The sequence below is a fragment of the Acidimicrobiales bacterium genome (assembly GCA_041394245.1).
In the GTDB taxonomy this organism is placed as follows: Bacteria; Actinomycetota; Acidimicrobiia; order Acidimicrobiales; family Aldehydirespiratoraceae; genus JAJRXC01.
The window spans coordinates 473,312-491,976 of the sequence record JAWKIR010000003.1; the positions used below are offsets into that span (position 1 = coordinate 473,312).

At 69.5% G+C, this 18,665-nt stretch carries 14 protein-coding genes and 1 pseudogene; 5 read left to right on the top strand and 10 right to left on the bottom strand.

Annotated elements, in window-relative coordinates:
* Positions 1–42 precede the first annotated feature (42 nt).
* The 7 genes and pseudogenes from R2707_16860 to R2707_16890 all read right to left on the bottom strand — a co-directional run bounded on the left by R2707_16860 (position 43) and on the right by R2707_16890 (position 7,450).
* A pseudogene (locus tag R2707_16860) lies at positions 43–399 on the bottom strand (glutathione peroxidase).
* 254 nt (positions 400–653) lie between these two features.
* Positions 654–902, bottom strand: a complete 249-nt coding sequence (locus R2707_16865; GenBank protein ID MEZ5246769.1) for a MoaD/ThiS family protein — start codon at positions 900–902, stop codon at positions 654–656.
* 10 nt (positions 903–912) lie between these two features.
* On the bottom strand, positions 913–3,153 hold the full coding sequence (locus tag R2707_16870) for a xanthine dehydrogenase family protein molybdopterin-binding subunit (GenBank protein ID MEZ5246770.1): 2,241 nt from the start codon (positions 3,151–3,153) through the stop codon (positions 913–915).
* Positions 3,150–3,644 (bottom strand): (2Fe-2S)-binding protein, encoded by a 495-nt coding sequence (locus tag R2707_16875; GenBank protein MEZ5246771.1) that lies wholly within the window; start codon positions 3,642–3,644, stop codon positions 3,150–3,152. The genes R2707_16870 and R2707_16875 overlap by 4 nt, the downstream gene beginning before the upstream one ends.
* On the bottom strand, positions 3,641–4,507 hold the full coding sequence (locus R2707_16880; GenBank protein ID MEZ5246772.1) for a xanthine dehydrogenase family protein subunit M: 867 nt from the start codon (positions 4,505–4,507) through the stop codon (positions 3,641–3,643). The genes R2707_16875 and R2707_16880 overlap by 4 nt, the downstream gene beginning before the upstream one ends.
* A gap of 46 nt (positions 4,508–4,553) precedes the next feature.
* Positions 4,554–6,017, bottom strand: a complete 1,464-nt coding sequence (locus R2707_16885) for a wax ester/triacylglycerol synthase family O-acyltransferase (GenBank protein ID MEZ5246773.1) — start codon at positions 6,015–6,017, stop codon at positions 4,554–4,556.
* Positions 6,017–7,450 (bottom strand): HAD-IB family hydrolase, encoded by a 1,434-nt coding sequence (locus tag R2707_16890; GenBank protein ID MEZ5246774.1) that lies wholly within the window; start codon positions 7,448–7,450, stop codon positions 6,017–6,019. The genes R2707_16885 and R2707_16890 overlap by 1 nt, the downstream gene beginning before the upstream one ends.
* Positions 7,451–7,571: 121 nt before the next feature.
* Between R2707_16890 and R2707_16895 the strand changes: the two genes are divergently transcribed.
* Genes R2707_16895 through R2707_16905 form a run of 3 tightly spaced genes read left to right on the top strand, consistent with a single transcriptional unit; the run spans position 7,572 to position 10,738 of the window.
* Positions 7,572–8,504: an alpha/beta fold hydrolase gene (locus tag R2707_16895; protein ID MEZ5246775.1), complete on the top strand. Its 933-nt coding sequence runs from the start codon at positions 7,572–7,574 to the stop codon at positions 8,502–8,504.
* A 33-nt stretch (positions 8,505–8,537) separates the two neighbouring features.
* Positions 8,538–9,992 (top strand): AMP-binding protein, encoded by a 1,455-nt coding sequence (locus tag R2707_16900; GenBank protein MEZ5246776.1) that lies wholly within the window; start codon positions 8,538–8,540, stop codon positions 9,990–9,992.
* Positions 9,993–9,997: 5 nt separating this feature from the next.
* The gene (locus tag R2707_16905; GenBank protein ID MEZ5246777.1) at positions 9,998–10,738 is read left to right on the top strand and encodes a lysophospholipid acyltransferase family protein; all 741 of its coding nucleotides are present in this window, start codon (positions 9,998–10,000) and stop codon (positions 10,736–10,738) included.
* Between the two features lie 4 nt (positions 10,739–10,742).
* Here R2707_16905 and R2707_16910 read toward each other — a convergent pair whose 3' ends face one another.
* Positions 10,743–11,774 (bottom strand): TauD/TfdA family dioxygenase, encoded by a 1,032-nt coding sequence (locus R2707_16910; GenBank protein ID MEZ5246778.1) that lies wholly within the window; start codon positions 11,772–11,774, stop codon positions 10,743–10,745.
* Position 11,775: 1 nt separating this feature from the next.
* A complete protein-coding gene (locus tag R2707_16915; GenBank protein ID MEZ5246779.1) occupies positions 11,776–13,500 on the bottom strand; it encodes an amidohydrolase family protein in 1,725 nt (574 codons plus the stop codon).
* 110 nt (positions 13,501–13,610) lie between these two features.
* Between R2707_16915 and R2707_16920 the strand changes: the two genes are divergently transcribed.
* Together R2707_16920 and R2707_16925 are read left to right on the top strand one after the other, a co-directional pair.
* Positions 13,611–15,293 carry a family 43 glycosylhydrolase gene (locus R2707_16920; GenBank protein ID MEZ5246780.1) on the top strand — a complete coding sequence of 561 codons (1,683 nt, stop codon included), beginning with the start codon at positions 13,611–13,613 and terminating at the stop codon, positions 15,291–15,293.
* A 55-nt stretch (positions 15,294–15,348) separates the two neighbouring features.
* Entirely contained in the window at positions 15,349–18,147 is a 2,799-nt protein-coding gene (locus R2707_16925) for an acyltransferase family protein (GenBank protein ID MEZ5246781.1), read from the top strand.
* A gap of 19 nt (positions 18,148–18,166) precedes the next feature.
* Here R2707_16925 and R2707_16930 read toward each other — a convergent pair whose 3' ends face one another.
* Positions 18,167–18,661 (bottom strand): MarR family transcriptional regulator, encoded by a 495-nt coding sequence (locus tag R2707_16930; GenBank protein MEZ5246782.1) that lies wholly within the window; start codon positions 18,659–18,661, stop codon positions 18,167–18,169.
* Positions 18,662–18,665: the final 4 nt, after the last annotated feature.

Genomic DNA, 18,665 nt, shown 5'->3' on the forward strand with positions numbered 1-18,665 from the left:
ACGAGGAGCATCGCCTGCGGCCGGCGATCGGCGGTGTCCGACTCAGCCGAGCAGCGTCGGGAGCTGTTCGGCGACTTCCTCGGGGGTCACCATCGGTGAGAACCGTGCGACCACGTCGCCGGCCGAGTTCACGAGGAACTTCTCGAAGTTCCAGGTGATGTCGGAGGTCTCGCCCTCACCGGGCTGCTCCGACTTCAACCAGTCGTAGAGCTCGCAGGCGCCGTCGCCGTTGACCTCGATCTTGGCGAACATCGGGAAGTCGATGTCGTAGTTGTCCGTCACGAAGGTGCGGATCTCCTCGGCCGAACCCGGTTCCTGGGCGCCGAACTGGTTGCAAGGGAAGCCCAGGACCTGGACCCCGTTGTCATCATGATGAAGCGTACGCAGACCTGCGTACTGAGGCGTGAGGCCTCAAGCGGAGGCGACGTTGACGATGAGCACGGCGCTGTCGGCGAACTCGCCGAACGACACCGGATCACCCTCGAGCGACGCCATTTCGAACTCGTGGAAACGAGCCATGGATCTCCCCTGTCAGGCACCGGGACCATCCCGGTGCCTCGGATCGTAGCGGGCCACCCTCCCCTCCCCCGATCTCTGACGCGTGAATCGCGTATTGCGCGACTGCGCCGTCAGAAAAGCCGGGGGCAGGGGGGTCAGCCGCCGGCGATGGGGGCGAGGAAGTGGACGTCGTCGGTGGGGGCGACGCGGGCGTAGATCGTGCCCTTGGGTTGGAGCTCGCCGTTGATCGCGACGGATGAACCATCGCGCAGGAGCGGGCCGAGCCCCGCGAACCGGTCGGCGAGCTCGTCGATGACGGCGCCGATGGTGACTCCGCTCACCTCCAGCTCCCGCACACCGTCGGTGAAGGCGGCGTGGTTGGCCTGGAGGTGAACGGTCGCCATCGCTCGACGACTAGCGCTCGTTGAGCGCCTTGAGCACGTTGGGCGGCGACATCGGCAGGTCGGTCATGCGCACCCCGGTCGCGGCGGCGATGGCGTTGGCCAACGTCCCGATCGGGGGGACGATGCCCGTCTCTCCCACGCCCCGGACACCGTACGGATGACTCGGGTTGGGGACCTCGACGATGATCGTCTCGATCATCGGCAGGTCCGAGGCCACCGGCATGCGGTAGTCGAGGAAGCTGGCGTTCTGCATCGTCCCGTCGCCGGAGAAGATGTACTCCTCGTTGAGCGCCCAACCGATGCCCTGCGCGGAGCCGCCCTGCATCTGGCCCTCCACATACGACGGGTGGATGGCGGTACCGGCGTCCTGGGCGGCGGTGTAGCGCAGGATCGTGACCTGACCGGTCTCCTCGTCGACCTTCACGTCGGCGAGATGGGCGGCGAACGACGGGCCGGCGCCCGCCGCGTTGAGCGAGGCGGTCGCGGTCAGCGGACCGCCCGTCATCTTCGCCGCGCCGGTGATCTCCTTGATCGTCACCGGTTCGGCACCCTCCGACGGCGGTCCCTCGATCACGGCGGCCCCGTCGATCCAGGCGACCTGGTCGACGGCGACGCCGCGCATCACCGCGGCGCGCTCCTTCATCTGCTCGATGAGGTCGCGACACGCGTTGACGACGGCCATGCCGGTGGCGAACGTCGCCCGGCTGCCCTCGGTGATGTCGGTGAAACCGACCGACTCGGTGTCGGCCACGATCGGCGTGATGTGGTGGACGTCGAGCCCGAGTTCTTCGGCGGCCATCAGCGCCATCGACGCCCGGCTGCCGCCGATGTCGGGGCTGCCCGTGATGACCGTGGCCGTGCCGTCCTCGTTGAGGTTGACCGTGGCGCTCGACTGCTCACCGATGTTGAACCAGAAGCCGGTGCCGAAACCTCGGCCGGCCCCTTCCGGTATCGGTGAGTTGTAGTGGTCGCTGTTCTTGATGGCCTGAAGGGTCTCGATGAACCCGATCTTCGGGTGCGGCGCTCCCATGGCGGTCGGGTCGCCCTCGGTCACGGCGTTCTTCAGCCGCAGGTCGATCGGATCCATCCCCAGCTCGACGGCGATCTCGTCGACCAGCGTCTCGATCGCGAACGCCGCCTGGGGAGCCGACGGCGCGCGGTACGCGGCCGACTTCGGGGTGTTGTCGACCGTGCCGATCGCCATCAGGTCGAGGTTCGGGAACCGGTAGGACGCGATCGACATCGCGCCGGTGAGGGCCGCGTAGCCCTTGGCCGAGCCGTTGCTGTAGTGCAGGGTGCCCTGGATGGTGGTGAGTTCACCGTCGTTGGTGGCGCCCATCTTGATGTGGATCCTCGACGCGGGCGCCGGACCGGTGGCCCGCAGCACCTCTTCCCGGGTCATCACGATCTTGACCGGACGGGCCGCCTTCTGGCTCAGCAGCACGGCGATCGGCTCGAGATAGATGGTGGTCTTGCCACCGAACCCGCCACCGATCTCGGCCGGCGTGACCTTGATCTTGTCGGTGCCCCAGCCGAGGATCTTGGCGGTCTTGGACCGCACCGCGAAATGTCCCTGCGACGACGCCCAGATGGTGGCCTTGCCGTCCTGACCGACATCGGCGATGCACGCGTGCGGCTCGATGTAGCCCTGATGCACGGCCTTGGTCGTGAACGTTCGTTCGACGATCACGTCGGCCGCCGCGAAACCGGCCTCGACGTCGCCCCGCTGGAACGGCCCGATCGAGGCGATGTTGGACGGCTCGGTGTCGCCGGTGAAGAGCGTGCGGTTCGTCGAGTTCGCGATCGGCGCGCCGTCGGCGATGGACTCCTCGATGTTCAAGACCGCGGGCAGCACTTCGTATTCGACCTTGACCGCGGCGGCCGCGGCGCGGGCCTCGGCGAGCGTGGTCGCGGCCACCGCCGCGACGGTGTGGCCGTTGTAGAGCACCTCGTCGCGGGCGATGTTGTTGACCGCCTCGTCGTGAGCGGGGTCGGTCGGGTCGATCGCGGGGAAGTCGGCGCCGGTGACGACGGCCTTCACGCCGGGCATCGCCTCGGCCGCGCTCGTGTCGATCGACACGATCCGGGCGTGGGCGTGCGGTGACCGCACCATCACGCCGCGGAGCTGACCGGTGAGATTGAGATCAGCGGCGAATCGGGCCTTGCCGATGACCTTGTCGAGGCCGTCGTGACGGATCGGTCGGGTGCCGACGTACTTGTACTTTGCGGGGGGGTTCTCGGTGGCAGTCACTTGCTGGCTCCGTTGCTGTTCGAGAGTTGTACGGCGGCTTCCTGCACCGCGTGGATGATCTTGTCGTAGCCGGTGCAGCGGCAGAGGTTGCCCGCGAGGGCGTAGCGGATCTCGGTCTCGGTGGGCGACGGGTTCTCGTCGAGCAGGACCTTGGCCGCAACCAGAAACCCCGGTGTGCAGATACCACACTGGAGGGCCGCACCCTCGAGGAAGGCCTGCTGCAGGGGATGGAGGTGGTCACCCTGGGCGATGCCCTCCACCGTGCCGATGCTGCGACCTTCGGCCTCGGGAGCGAACATCAGGCACGAGCATGTGAGTGCGCCGTCGACCGTGATCGAGCAGGCGCCACAATCGCCGGTACCGCAGCCCTCCTTGAGGCTGGTCAGCCCGAGCTCGTCGCGCAGGGCGTCGAGCAGCGAGGTGTCGTCGTTGGCGAGGAAGTCGACCTCGTCGCCGTTGACGGTGCAGTGGACGTGCGTTCGATTCATCATGCGCGTGCCCTTTCGGCGGCGATGTTGGCAGCTCGCTTGGCGAGTACTCCGGCGACCTGACGGCGGTACTCGATGGTCCCGCGCTTGTCGTCGATCGGGTTGCATGCGGCCGACGCCGCGGCGGCGACCGCCTCGAGGGTCGCAGTGTCGAAGGAACCATCGGTGAGCGTCGACCCGACGAGGGCGGCCTCGGCATCGGGGACCCGGACCACCGTCGGGGCGACCGCACCGAGGGCTACCGTGGCCGCGGCGCACGTGTCGCCGTCCATGGTGAGCCGCACGGCGGCACCGACGACGGCGATGTCCATCTCGGTGCGGGGGGTGAGGCGAAGGTACGCGTCGGCGGTGTTGGCCGGCGGCGCATCGACCTGGAACTCGACGACGAACTCGTCGGCGGCCAGCGATGTCTGCCCGGGCCCGGTGACCACGTCCTCGACGGGCACGGTCCGCTCACCGCCGCTGCCGGCGATGACGGCGCGCACCCCGTTGGCGACGAGCGCGGGGACCGAATCGGCAGCAGGCGAGCCGTTGCACAGGTTGCCGCCCCAGCTCGAGCGGTTCTGGATCTGATCCGACCCGATCAGTCCGCTGGCCTCGCTCAGCCCCGGGAACGCGGCGGTGAACGCCTCGTTGTGGGTCAACGTCGAGGTCGGCGTGGCGGCACCGACCGTCCAGGTGCCCCCTGATTCGGTGGCACCGACGAGGCGATCGATCTTCTTGAGGTCGACGATCACCGAGGGCTCCGGTCGACCGGATCGGATCTGGGGAATCAGATCGGTGGCTCCGGCGAAGACCCGGGCATCGGCGTCGGCCGAGAGCAACCCGACCGCCTCGTCCACCGTTGTTGGTGCGGCATATTTCATGCGCGGCAACCTAGTACGCGGCAACGCTTCGCGTTGCAGGCAACGCTCAGGGGACCGTGGCCAGCAGTTCGTCGAACGCGGCGACCACGCAGTGGCGGAAGGCGGCGGGATCGGTGATCGCGACCGGGTCGATGAACAGACCGATGTCGAAGTTGTTGCAGTAGGACAGCGCCGTCGCATTGCACGGAGTTCCGGCCAGCGGACCCATCGTCACCGAGTACTCGACCTTGGCACCGCCGATGTAGAGCGGGATCGGCGCACCGCGGAGGTTGGATGTGGCGAGGTCGATCTTGGCGGCCTGACCGCGGGCGGTCCGGGTGACGACAGAGGTCGGCAACAGGTTCACGACGCCGGACAGCGCGGTGAACCCGCCGCTGCGACCGGCCGCGACGCGGGCCTCGTCGAGCGTCTCGGCGGTGACGGCGAGCCGGTCGGCGATGTCGTGACCGTCGGCCGGGAGCTGCACGAGGACCGGCGTGAACGCGTTCCCGCCGGCCTTGTCGTCGGTGCGGGTGCTGAGTACGAACGAGACGTTGAGGGTGTCGAACGTCTCGTCCCGATCGGCGTGGTAGCGCACCGCAGCGTGCGACATCGCGGCGACGAACGCCGCGTTGATGGTCGTTCCCGCGGCCTTGCTCGCCGCCTTCAACCGGTCGAGGGGCACGGTGACCGCTTCGAGGTGACGGTGTCGGGAGCGTTCACGCCACAGCGGCGCGCCCTCACCCTCCTCGATGCTGTGGGTCAGCTGCTCGGCCGTCTCGGTCACCATGGCGGTGACATGGCCGAGCTTCTCGCCGATGCGTCCTGGGTCGGCCGGCCAGATCGCGATCTCGCCGGCGGCGCGGCGAGCCGTGCCCCCGAGCCGCCGGGCGAGGTGACCGAAGGATGCCGCCGTCGCGGCGGCCAGACTCGGCCCCAGATCGCCTCCCAACTCCTTGTTGCGATGGGAGGCCGCGGCGCGTGCGACGATCCCCTCGAGGTCGATCTCGGGGGCGCGGGGGACGTCTCGCTCGATGTCTTGGAACATCTCGGCGATGCGCAGCTGGCCGATTCCGTCGGAGATCGCGTGGTGCATCATCGACCAGAGCGCTCCCTGGCCCGACTCGAGACCCTCGATCACGATCATCCGCCACAGGGGACGGGTGCGATCGAAGGGCTCCATGTAGAGCTGCGCGGCGAGGTCGAACAGTTGACGTTGTGTCCCCGGCGCCGCGAGGGTCATCACCCGGAAGTGACTGTTGAAGTCGAACTCGGGGTCGGGCACCCAGGCCGGTGTCGACAGGCGACCGAGGCCGGGCTGCACCCGCTGGGTGAATCGGGGGAGCTCCGACACGGCGACGCGCATGCGGGCCCGCAGCATGTCGACGTCGATCGGACGGTCGAAGACGAACAACCCGCCGCCACTCGGATTGAGCCACGGATCCTTCTCGATGTTCCACATGAGCGCTTCGTGCTCGGACATGCGGTCGTTCATGTCGAGCTCGCGGGCGGGCTGGGTGGTGTCACTCATCATGCACTCGTGTCGGTTCCGGGCCGCCGATCGGCCTCCGCGTCGGGGTCGCCCGCATAGCCGGGCGGAAACGTGAGGGCCAGCTCCTCGGGAGTCGGCACCTTGTGCTCGCGGGCCTCGTCGGGCAGGAGATCGACGATGGCCGCCATGATCGCCTTCGTGTCGGCATCTGGATCCTCGAGCCCGAGCTCCACGGGACGACCGACGGTCACCGTCACGAGCGGCCGGGCGCCGACGGGCAGTTTCGGCATCCGCGCGCTCCGGGGCCAGACCTTCTCGGTGCCCCAGAGGCCGATCGGGATCACGGGCGCCCCGGTCATCGCGGCCAGCCGGGCGGCCCCCCATCGTCCTTTCAGTTCGGGATCGAAGAACGCCGGACCCCGGGGGATGGTGCCCTCCGGCGCGAGCATCAGCACTTCACCGCCGCGCAGCGCCTCGGCGGCCGCCTCCAATGGTTCGTCGGAGCCGGTGCCCCGATCGACCCGGACACCGCCGATTCCGCGGGCCAGGCGCCCGATGACGGGGACGTCGAACACTTCCTTCTTGCCGAGGCTGCGCACACTGCGGTGGGCCTTCGCGGCGAGCAGTGCCATGGCGGTCGGGTCGAAGTAGCTGCGGTGGTTGAAGACGAGGATCGCCGGGCCCTCGGCGGGAACGTGCTCGACGCCGGTGAACTCGAACCGCGCGAACGGCTGGAACTCCTCACGCAGGAACGGGCGACCCCATTCCTGCAGCTCACGACCGGCGACCTTGATCACCCCGTCGAGCTTGTCGAAGTGGCGCGTCGGCCAACCCTTGAGGGCGGCGACACCCTGGAGTCGGAGATCGGGGTTGACCGCGACGGGATGGCCGACCATCTCGAGCATCGAGGAGTCGAAGTAGCTGTCGCTGTAGGCGTAGCTCCGGTCGAGGGCCACGTCGTTTGCGGCGGCCCATGCTCGCACCGCATCGGCCTTCGCCCGCCCCCACACGAAGGGACCGACGGTCTCACCGGTGTAGGCGCCGCCCTCCGACGCCCACTTCGTCGCGACGACGGCGTCGAACCCGAGTTGCTCGGCGAGCGGGGCGACCCAGGGCTCCGGCGACGTGGTCGCCAGCACGAGGAGTCGACCGGCCTGCCGATGCTCGTCGATCGTCAGACGGGCGAACGGAAGGATGAGCTCCGCGTCGATCTCGGCCGCAGCAGCGGTCGCGGCCCGATGCACCGTCTCGACCGGCCACCCCTTCGACGTGCGGGCGCCGAGCTTCGCCGGCTGCATCATCACCCAGCTCTCACCGAACTGTTCGTAGAACTTGAGGAAGGCGTCGGCGATCGGGAGATCCGGGATCGAGCCGAGCCCGGCCTCGCTCAGGTGGCGCTGGAAGACGACCGCGGACGACGAGGCGATGAGTGTGCGATCGAGATCGAAGACGGCTGCTGCGGATCGGGCCATGAGAACTCCAGGGGGGCCGGGACGACAACCCTAATGTCAGCAACCGGGATCGGCGTCTCGTCGTCGGTGTCGGCCGGGACACCGCCGACCCGGCCGCCGACCTCTCACTAGAGTCGCGCCCATGACCGAGCACGCCCCCGATCCCGACTGGTCGACTCTCGACCGACCCGACGCCACCATCGAATGGTGCCGGTGGCCCCGCCCGAGCGCGCCGATCGGCCGGATCCTCGTCGCCCACGGCGCCAACGAACACGCGGCCCGCTACGGCCGCTTCGCCGCGATCGCCCGCGAGGCGGGCTGGGAGGTGTGCGGCGTGGACCATCGTGGGCACGGCCGCACGGCCGACGAACACGGCGCGTTCGGCGTGGCCCGGCCGGGAGGCTGGGAGGCCATGGTCGACGACCTGATCGCGCTCGCCGATCATCTCGACGACGAACTACCGCTCGTGCTGTTCGGCCACAGCATGGGATCACTGCTCGCACAACGGGTCATCCAGCTGGCCGGTGACCGTTTCGCCGGTGTGATCCTCTCGGGCACGTCCGGGAATCTCGATGGCGCCGCCGAACTCGAAGCCATCCTCCTCGCGGTCGAAGAGGCCGAGGGCGCCGATCAGCCGTCGGCGCTCTTCGCGGGGATGTTCGCCGGATTCAACGAAACGTTCGCGGCGACCACCTCCGAGCCGACCGGTTTCGAGTGGCTGAGCCGCGACGCCGACGAGGTGGCGATCTATGTCGCCGACCCCTGGTGCGGCGGCGATCTCAGCAACGGTTTCGTGACCGACATGATCCGCGGCATGGCCACGATGTGGGATCCCGCCGCCGAGGCGATGATCCCCCGGACGCTCCCCGTGCTGTTCATCGCCGGCGATCAGGATCCGGTGGGCGGATTCGGCGAGTCGGTCCGGGCCCTCCACGACCGCTATGGCGCCGACGGCATCGGCCCGTTGGTGCTCCGGCTCTACCCGGACGCCCGTCACGAACTGCTCAACGAGACGAACCGCGACGAGGTGCACGCCGATCTGCTCGACTGGCTCGGCGACCTGAACGGCCGCTGACAACCTCCGTCGAGACGTCTACAGTCGCCGCCAGTGACGCTCGCAGACCTCCTCGACCCGCAGCCCGACGACGCGATCGCCCTGATCGACGATGGACGGGAGACCACCTACGCCGAGCTCCGCGAGCTGGTCGCGCGCACCCGCGCCGGTCTGGTCGCCGCCGGCGTCGAGCCGCACGACCGGGTCGCTGTGCTGTGCACCAACACCCGGGCCGCCGTCGTCGGCATCCTCGCCGCGACCTCCGCGGGAATGGTGGCCGTTCTGCTCGATCCGAGCAACCCGGTGCCCGAGCTCCGCCACGAGATCGACGCGGTCGGCGCGTCCCTCGTGCTCACCGGCACCCCGCTCTCGGATGATCTGCATCCCCGGATCGCCGCGCCGGCCGGCGCAGCGGTCGTCGGGGTCGACCCCCTCCCCGAGGGTCCCGCGGTCGCGGCGGCATCGTCGGCCCCCGACGACCTGGCCGTCATGCTCTTCACGAGTGGCACAGCCGGCTCGCCGAAGGCGGCGATGCTCAGCCACCACAACCTGATCTCGAGCCAGGACTCCATCCTGGCGACCGACGAGGCGGCGCTCGACGCGAACTCCGTGGTGCTCGCCACCATCCCGATCGCCCACATCTACGGCCTCAACATCTCGTTGCTCACCACCTTGCGGGCCGGCGGCACCGTCGTGCTCTCCGACGGCTTCTCACCGCAGCGCTGCGTCGAGCTCATCGCCGCCCACGGCGTCAACCGCTTCGCCGGTGTCCCCCCGATGTGGAGGTCTCTGATCGACAGCGACGCGCCGGATGACGCGTTCGCGGGGGTCACCCGCATCGCCTCAGGCGCATCGGCGCTGCACCCCCGGCTGTGGACGGAGTTCAAGGAACGGTTCGGCGTCGAGCTCCTCGAGGGCTACGGGCTCACCGAGACCTGCGCGACCGTCACCACCCACATCGGCATCCCCGTCCGACCGGGCACGGTCGGCAAGCCGGTGCCGGGGGTCGAGGTCGTGGTCGTCGATTCCGACGGGCACGAGGTCCCGTTCGACGACTCGGGCGAGATCAAGGTGCGCGGCCCCGGGGTGTTCCTCGGCTACTGGGAGAACGAGGAGGCGACCAAGGCCGTGCTCGACGACGACGGCTGGCTCTCGACCCGCGACATCGGCGTGTTCTCCGAAGACGGCTACCTGGCCCTCGTCGACCGGGCCAAGGACCTGATCATCGTGTCGGGCTTCAACGTCTACCCGTTCGAGGTCGAGACCGTCCTCGTGCAGCACCCCAAGGTCGAACAGACCGTGGTCATCGGCCGCGACGACGAACGACGCGGCGAACGGGTCGTCGCGTTCGTCACGGTGCCCGATGGTTCACCGCCTCCCGAACTCGACGAGCTCGTCGCCTTCTGTCGCGAGCGGCTGGCCCGCTACAAGTGCCCGACCGAGTTGGAGATCGTCACCGAGCTCCCGATCGGCACCACCGGCAAGGCCCAGCGCAGGAAGCTGAGCTGATCGACATGGCGCGCGAGACCGGCTGGCTCCAGCAACCACTGCAGCGGGTCCTCAAGCCGTTGATGCATCGTCTGTGGGATCTCGAGATCACCGGTCTCGAGAACATTCCCGTGGTCGGCCCCGCCCTGCTCGCCCCGAATCACCTGTCGTTCCTCGACTCGCCCTTCACCATGTCGCTGCTGCCGCGGCGCACGCTTGCCGTCGGCAAGGCCGAGTACATGGACGACTGGAAGACGAGATACTTCTTCCCGGCCACCGGCATGATCCCCCTCGATCGTTCGGGGGGCGACGCCAGCAAGGTGGCCCTCGACGCCGCTGCCGCGGCCCTCGAGCGGGGGTATCTCTTCCTCATCTACCCCGAGGGAACGCGTACCCGCGACGGCTATCTCCACAAGGGCAAGACCGGTGTGGCCCGCCTCGCCCTGCGCACCGGCGCGCCGATCATCCCGATCGGGCTCGTCGGCACCGATCGGATCCAGCCGCCCGATCGCACCATGCCGAAGTTCCGCGAACGGTGCGGCATCCACATCGGGCAGCCCATCGACGTCACGCGTTACCGCCACCGCATCGACGATCGCCTCGTGCTGCGCCAGATCACCGACGAAGTGATGTTCGAGATCGGCGAGCTCTCCGGTCAGACCTATGTCGACTGCTATTCCGGTGACCCGCTCCCCGACGACGCACCGCCGATCGACGTGCGCGACCACGCACCGGTCGCCGATCCGACGCCGGCCGCCACGGCCTGAACGATCAGGCGCGGCTACGCGTCGCTGACCAGTGACTGGTCGCGCCGGCCGCCTGGAACCGGTCGGGCCGGTCGTCGGGACCGAGGATCTCCGTCGCCAACCACAGCCGCTTGAGCCAGCGGACGCGTCCCGCGGCGGCATCGTCGACGTAGGCCCGGCGGCCGTGGAGCACGTGGTAGTTGTTGACGAACTGCATGTCGCCCGGTTCGAAGACCATCTCGACCCGGTTGTCGGCGTCGTAGATGTAGGTGTCGTAGGCATCCATGGCGGCACGCTGGGCGTCGGACAGACGCGGGGCGTCGGGGTGGCGCTGCGAGGCCTCGATGTAGGGACGGATGTAGCGCACGAAGAGCCGACCGCCGTGTTCGGAGAAGACCGGCACGTGGTAGAAGGGCGTCCCGCCGTCGCGCTGCTCGCCGCGGAAGTCGTAGGGCAGTCCGTCGAAGAGCACGGCGGCGAGCTCGGGATCGTCGGCCACCAGCCGGTTGTATGCGCCCACCGCATTGGACACGAGGCTCTCGCCGCCGGAGATCCCGGGATCGAGACACATGAGTCCGACGAGATCGGAGCCGTCGGAGTGGAACGCCTGGGCGACGCCGCCCAGCTCGTTGCCACGTGCCGTCGGGTCGTCGGGCCGCTTGCCCTGGTCCTTGACGTCGCCGAGCAGGTGACCCTTCACGTTCTGGGGCCACGGCACGCCGAGGTGCAGGCCGATACCCCAGTACATCCACGACGCGTCGTCGAAACCGACCCGCTCGACGGGGAGCGCGGAGATCCGGTGGAACCCGCGCCCGTTGATCAGCTCGTCGGCGATGCCCGCCAGGACCGGGGCGAGCGTCGGCAGCGGGAAATCGTCCTTGCGGACATCGAGGACTTCGTCGGTGCGGGACCGGGCGACCGCGAGCGCGGCTTCCAGCTCGGCGATCTCGGCGGCGGTCAGCCGGTGGGTCCACGCCGCGGGATCGGCGACGTCGGCCGCGGTCCAGTTGGCGTGCGTTTCGAGCGCGGTGACGTCGGCCGCCGACATCGTCGCCATGTCAGGCGCCGACCGGGGCGGCCTGCGCGCCGCGGATGAGACGGCCGGGCAAGGCCCCGGTCTCCTGGCCGGAGGCGTAGGTCTCGACACCGGCAACGATGGTGTGGAGGTAGCCGTCGGCCCGCTGGAGCACTCGACGGCCACCGGCCGGAAGGTCGTACGCCAGCTCCGGGGCTCGTGCCGTCAGATGCTCGAAGTCGATCACGTTGAGGTCGGCCCGGTAGCCGGGGGCCAACACACCGCGATCGTGGAGGCCGACGGTGCGGGCCGTGTCGCGGGCCTGGCGCTGGACCAGGAACTCGAGGTCGATGCGGCCCTCGGGCCGCTCGCGACCCCAATGCTGCAACAGCGTCGTCGGGAACGAACCGTCGCAGATCGTGCCGACATGGGCGCCACCGTCGCTGAGCGACGGGACGGTGAACGGGTGGGTGAGGAGATCGCGGGTGCCGTCGAGGTTGCCGTGTCCGTAGTTGCTGAACGGCAGCCACAACATGTTGGTGCCACCGTTCTTCAACAGCAGGTCGAGCGCGAACTCGGCCGGTGTCACCCCCGCCGCCGCGGCCCGGCGCGACACCGTCTGATCGGTCGACGGCTCGTAGTACGGCGTCTCCCCCATCTCGTACATGAGCTCGAACTTCTCGATCAGGCTGCCGCCCACCAGTGTCGCGTCGACACCGCCGGCCGCCGCGAGGAGGCGAGCCCGGCGATCGGGGTCGTTCAGGGCCACGACCCGCGCTGCCGGCGCCAGCCCCGCGACCTCGGCCCAGACCGGGTTGCGCAGGAAGGGGTTGAGCGTGCACTCGAAGCCGAGCAGGATCCCGATCGGGCGGACCGGGCACTGGCCGGTGATCATGTAGCCGTCGGCTCGCGCCTGCTCGATCCGGCTGAGCAGATCCCGGTGGAACTCGTCGCTCTTCGGGCTCTCCACGATGGTGAACGACAGCGGTCGACCGGAGATCTCGCACATGTCGCGAAACATCTGGAACTCGCGTTCTCGGTCGGTGAAGTCCGAGACCAGCTGGAACACGCCCCTGCCCCCGACCCCGATGGCTTCGGCGATGCCGACGAGTTCCTCGGCGGCGGCGGTCAGGGTCGGGGTGAAGTCGCCCGTGGAGGTCTTGTGGTTCGAGGTGCGACTGGTCGAGAACCCGAGGGCGCCGGCCGCGATCCCCTCGGCTGCGAGCCGCCCCATCTCGGCGATGTCCTCGGGGGTGGCGTCCTCGCGGTTGGCACCGCGCTCTCCCATCACGTGGAGCCGCAGCGCCCCGTGCGGCACCTGTGTGGCGATGTCCATGTCCTTGGGCGTGTCGCAGGCATCGATGTACTCGGCGAAGGAGTTCCACTGCCACGACAGGCCCTCGTGCAGCGCCGCGCCCGGGATGTCCTCCACCCCTTCCATGAGCTCGACGAGCTTGTCGTGGTCGGTGCTGTGGACCGGAGCGAACCCGACACCACAGTTGCCGAACACCACCGTGGTCACGCCGTGCCAGCTCGACGGCTGCATGCGGGTGTCCCAGGTCGCCTGGCCGTCGTAGTGGGTGTGGATGTCGACGAAGCCGGGGGCGACGAGGGCGCCGTCGGCGTCGATCTCTCTGGTCGCCGACCCTTCGACCTCGCCGACCGCGACGACGATGCCATCACGGACGGCGACGTCGGCGGTGCGGGCCGGTGCGCCGGTGCCGTCGACCACCGTGCCACCGCGGATGATCAGATCGTGTTCAGCCATTCGTGCTCCTCGTCGCTGCGACCATGAGTCGCTGCGACCATGATGTCAGCGATCGGCGACCAGGCCCAGACCGACTCCAGAAGGAGGGTGTTCGCGCCGATCATGGTGTGGTGCGATCCTCGTCCCTGTCTCGCCACGACCGACCGCGCCGGCCCGGCGGCATCATCGACCGCGGTGTCATCGGGGTCCTCGGAGCCATCGCCACGCTCGCGGCGCTGATCACACCGGCCGGCGCCTACCCCGGGGCGCCGTGGTTCGAACCGGGGCAGCCCTACGACCAGAACTTCGCCGATCCCGCGATCATCGAGGTCGACGGCACGTTCTACGCCTACGCGACCACCACGGGTGGCTCGTCGATGCCGGTCATGACCTCGACCGATCTGCACACCTGGATCGCCCGTGGCGATGCGCTCGGCGCCGGTCCGTCGTGGGCGCCGAGGATCGACGTCGGATGGAGCGTGTGGGCGCCATCGGTCGTCGAGTTGCCGACCGGCGACTTCCTCGCCGCCTTCGCGGCGCAGACGGCCACACCCGGGCGGCGCTGCATCGCCCTGGCGACCGCCGCGACGCCCCTCGGCCCGTTCACCGCGTTCGGCACATCGCCGTTCGTGTGCGAACCCGATCCCAACGGCGCCCTCGACCCGTTCCTCGTCGTCGACGAGCACGCCGTCCCGTGGCTCATCTGGAAGAACGAGGGCGTGCCGGTCGGGCACCCGTCACTCGCCTCCCGTCGCACCGGGTTCTGGTCGCGCCAGCTGACCAACGACGGCACGGCCTGGCGGGCCGGATCATCGGTCCACTTCCTCATGGAGACCACCGAACTCGCCCGACCGTGGCAGGGCACCGTGATCGAGAACCCGTCGATGACGGCGTGGGACGGCAGCTGGTTCCTCGCCTACTCGGCGAACCGCTACAACTCCACCGGCTACGCCACCGGATGGGCGGTATGCGCCACTCCCGGCGGCCCGTGCCGGGAACCGTCGATGGAACCGTTGCTGGTCTCGAACGGCGAACGGGTCGGGCCGGGTGGCCCGGCGACCTTCGTCACCGACGGCGTGCTCCACATCGGCTACCACGGGTGGAACCCGCCGTTCCACGACTATCCGGCGTACCCGTCGTGCGACACCGATGGCGACGGCGAGTGCCTCCAGGCCCAGCGTTTCCTGTTCATCGACTCGCTCTGTGTCGCCGGCGACCGTGCCTGGGTCTACTCGCCCCACGGCGAACCGTTCTGCGACGTCGAACCGGGGAAGTACTACACCGGACCGGTTGCCTGGCTCGCCGACAACGACATCACGACCGGCATCAGTCCGTCCGCCTACGGCGGGCACCAGACGGTCAACCGCGCCCAGATGGCCACGTTCCTCTGGCGGCTCATGGGTGAGCCCGATGGTGCGGCGACGACCAGTTTCGACGACGTCGCCGCCGGGCGGTACTACACCGACGCCGTCGCCTGGCTCGCGGCATCCGGCGTGACCACCGGCATCGCCCCCCGCACCTTCGATCCCGACGGGACCGTCACGCGGGGCCAGATGGCCACCTTCCTGTGGCGACTCATGGACAATCCGGCCCCGCCCCCGACCTCGGGCTTCGGCGACGTCCCGACCGGCCGCTTCTACAGCGAGGCCGTTGCCTGGTTGGCCGACGAGGGCATCACCACCGGCATCGCGCCGGGGGTGTTCGACCCCGATGGTTCGGTCACCCGCGTCCAGATGGCCGCCTTCCTGTGCCGTCTCGCCGACACGACCGTCTACGCCGCATCGGACGCAACGACACCCTCCTGCACCGACTGAACCCGACGCGCGGGGGTGAGCTCGCGGCTCGGGGGCCTACGATCGCGATCACATCATGGGTCGCGTCACACCGCCATCGTCGGTCGAGTCGAGTCCGCAACGACGGCTGCAGTACCAGCCGGCACTCGACGGGCTCCGAGCGGTCGCGCTGTTGGGCGTGGTCGCGTACCACGCCGGTATCGACGAACTCCACGGCGGGTTCCTCGGCGTGTCGACCTTCTTCACCCTGTCGGGCTTCCTCATCACGTCGCTGCTGATCCGCGAACAGGCGGCGTCGGGACGGGTCTCGCTGATCAGGTTCTGGAACCGCCGACTGCGACGCCTGATGCCGGCCGCCCTTGCGACCATCGCCGCAACCGTCGTGCTGGCTGCGCTGATCGGCGACGATTCGCAGCTGGCCCGGCTCCGCGGTGACGGGCTCGCATCGCTGTTCCACTTCTCCAACTGGCGCTTCATCTCGGCGGGCGACAGCTACGGCGCCCTCTTCCAGAGCCCTTCGTTCTTCCGCCACTTCTGGTCGCTCGCCGTCGAGGAGCAGTACTACCTCGCGGTGCCGCCGCTGATCGCGGCGGCGCTCGCCCTCGCCGGGAGGCGCGCCACGCGGGCCGGACTCCCCGTCGCCCGTTCTCGGGGTCTGGCCGTGTTCCTCCTGGCCTTCGCCGCCGCCGGGCTCGCCTGGCCGGCAATCCTCTCGGTGCGCGGGGCCGGCACCGACCGTCTCTACTTCGGCACCGACACCCGCCTGGGTGAGCTCACGGTCGGCGCGCTGCTCGCCCTCTGGTTCGTGCGCCGCGACCAGCAGATCGTCACCGGTCGCCGAGGAATCGCGGTCGCCACTGCGCTGACCGTTGCCGCCGTGATCATCACGGGGTTCATGTGGCATACCGCCCACCCCGGCGACGAGTACCTGTATCGCGGTGGGCTGGCCCTCCACGCCCTGTTGACCGTTCCCGTGATCGTGGCCGCGGTCGCGCCCGGAGGACCGGTGCGGGCGCTGCTCTCGTTCGAACCGCTGCGGCGACTCGGCGTGGTCTCCTATGGCGCATATCTCACCCACTGGCCGATCCTGTTGTGGCTCCAGCAGGAGACCGACCTCGATCCGCTCGGGCGGTTCGCCGCCGGATCGGTTCTCACTCTCGTGGCGTCGCTCACGTTGCACCGGCTCGTCGAGCAGCCCTTCCGGTCCGGCGAACGCGCCGCCCGGGTGCGCGTCTGGGTGGCTGTCCCCGCGTCGCTGACCGTTGCCGCACTCGTGATCGGGGTGACCTCATGGCGACAGCCCGACTCGGCGCCGATCGATTTCGCCGCCGCTCAGGACGCGCTCGCCGCCCTGGACGATCCGGTCGGGTCCTCGTCCGACACCACGCCGTCCGGCGACATCGCTCCCGACACGACCTCCGGTCCCCTCGACCCGGACGCACCCATGCGGCTCGCCGCGTTCGGTGATTCGACCGCTCTCATGACCGGGCTCGGGATTCTGCAGTGGGCCGAGACCCACCCGTCCGAGGTCGAGATCGTGCGGGGCAACGCCAAGCTCGGATGTGGGCTCCTGAGCGGGGGGACCCGCATGGTCGAGGGACGTGAGGTGGAGGTGCCCGACGAATGCGACGGGTGGCTCGCCGACTGGATCGACGTGCTCGGCGACCGCCGGGTCGACGTCGCCGTGGTGCAGTTGGGCGCGTGGGAAGTGACCGATCACCGCCTCGAAGGCAGCGACGAGTTCCGCTCGATCGACGACGCCGACCATCGCGCGCGGCAGGAGGCGGCGCTCGACGAGATGATCCTGGCGCTCCTCGAACACGCCGACACCGTCGCCCTCCTCGCCCATCCCGACGTCGGCGAGGCTCGTCTCTCCACGATCCCGGCGGGTGTCTCCTACCCGGAATACGACCCGCGTCGCGCGCAGGCGTGGCGCGACCTGGAGTACGCGGCCGCCGACGGTCCCGACGCGGTCGACGCGGACCACACGTTCGTCATCGACCTGGCCTCGTGGATCGACCAACGGCCCGACGACGTCCGCCTCCGACCCGATGGGGTGCACTTCTCCCAGGAGACCGGCGCCGAGGTCGCCCAGTGGCTGGTGCCGGAGATCCGTCGGGGCCTCGATGCCGTGCTCGACGCGGCGCCCGAACCCGTCGACCCGGTCGACCCGGTCGACCCGGAGCCACTGCGCGTGCTCCTCACCGGCGACTCGCTCATGGTCGACTCGGCCGACGCGATCGCGGCCGCCCTCGCCACGGCCGATCGCCCGATCGTGGTGCAGTTCGAGGGTCAACCGGCCCGGCCGCGTACCGTCGAGCAGACCGACGACTGGCGGACCAGGGTGGAGGCGTTCGGCCCCGACCTGGTCGTCGAGTACATGGGCTACTGGGAGATCGCGGCCGGGGGGCTGGCCGACCCGCCCTACGGCACCCCCGGTTTCGCCGAGGGCTATCGCACCCAGACCCTCGATCCCTGGTTCGATCACCTGGCATCGATCGGCAGCGCCGAGATCGTGCTCGCCGCCGCTCCCGTCGGAAACCCAGTCGTGAGCACCACCATCGCCGATGTCGTGGCCATCCTCGAAGAGGAGGTGGGTGACCGATCCGGCGTGTGGTTCGTGCCCACCGCGTCGGCCCTGGCCCCCGACGGCTACACGGATCGACTGGTCGATCCGCGCACGGGTGAACTCGAGCGGGTGCGGCGGGTCGACGGCCTCCACCTCTGCCCCGACGGGGCCGAGCGGGTCACCGACCTCGTGCTCGATGTGCTCCGCCGTGAATACGGCCTCGTCTTCGACGACTCGTGGCGGCCCGGCGACTGGCGTCTCGCACCACCGATCGACCTCGCAACGGAGTGCCCGCCCCTGTCGTGAAGAACCCTGTCGTGCCGGGTCAGGCGAAGTCGCCGTTGGCCGAGCGATAGTCGGCGAGGCCCCGGGTCAGGGCCCGGCGGGTCGACGCGGTCATCCCGGCGAGGCCGAAGTCGATCTCGGCGAGTGCCGCGGCGCCCGCGTCGGCCGCAGTTCGACCGGCCGGGAGCAGGCGGGCGAGCACCGTGCGTCCGTCGTCGGAGTGGCGTACGCGCTGGACGAACCCGAGCGACTCGAGTCGCTGGATCGTGTTGGTCACACTCGCGGCGTGGACCTGGAGCCGATCCCCGATCTTGCCCATGGGAAGTTCACCGGCCCGGGTGAAGCTCAACAACGCGAGCACCTCGAAGCGACTGAAGTTGAGATCGATCGGGGCCAGGGCTGCGTCGATTCGTCCGTGGAGGATCTGATGGGCTCTCGTGATCGAGGTCGCGGCCAGCATCGCTTCGGTGGATCGCCAGTCCCGCGCGGCCCAGTTGCGTCCCGCCTCGGCGATGGGATCGAAGTCGAGCGTCACAACG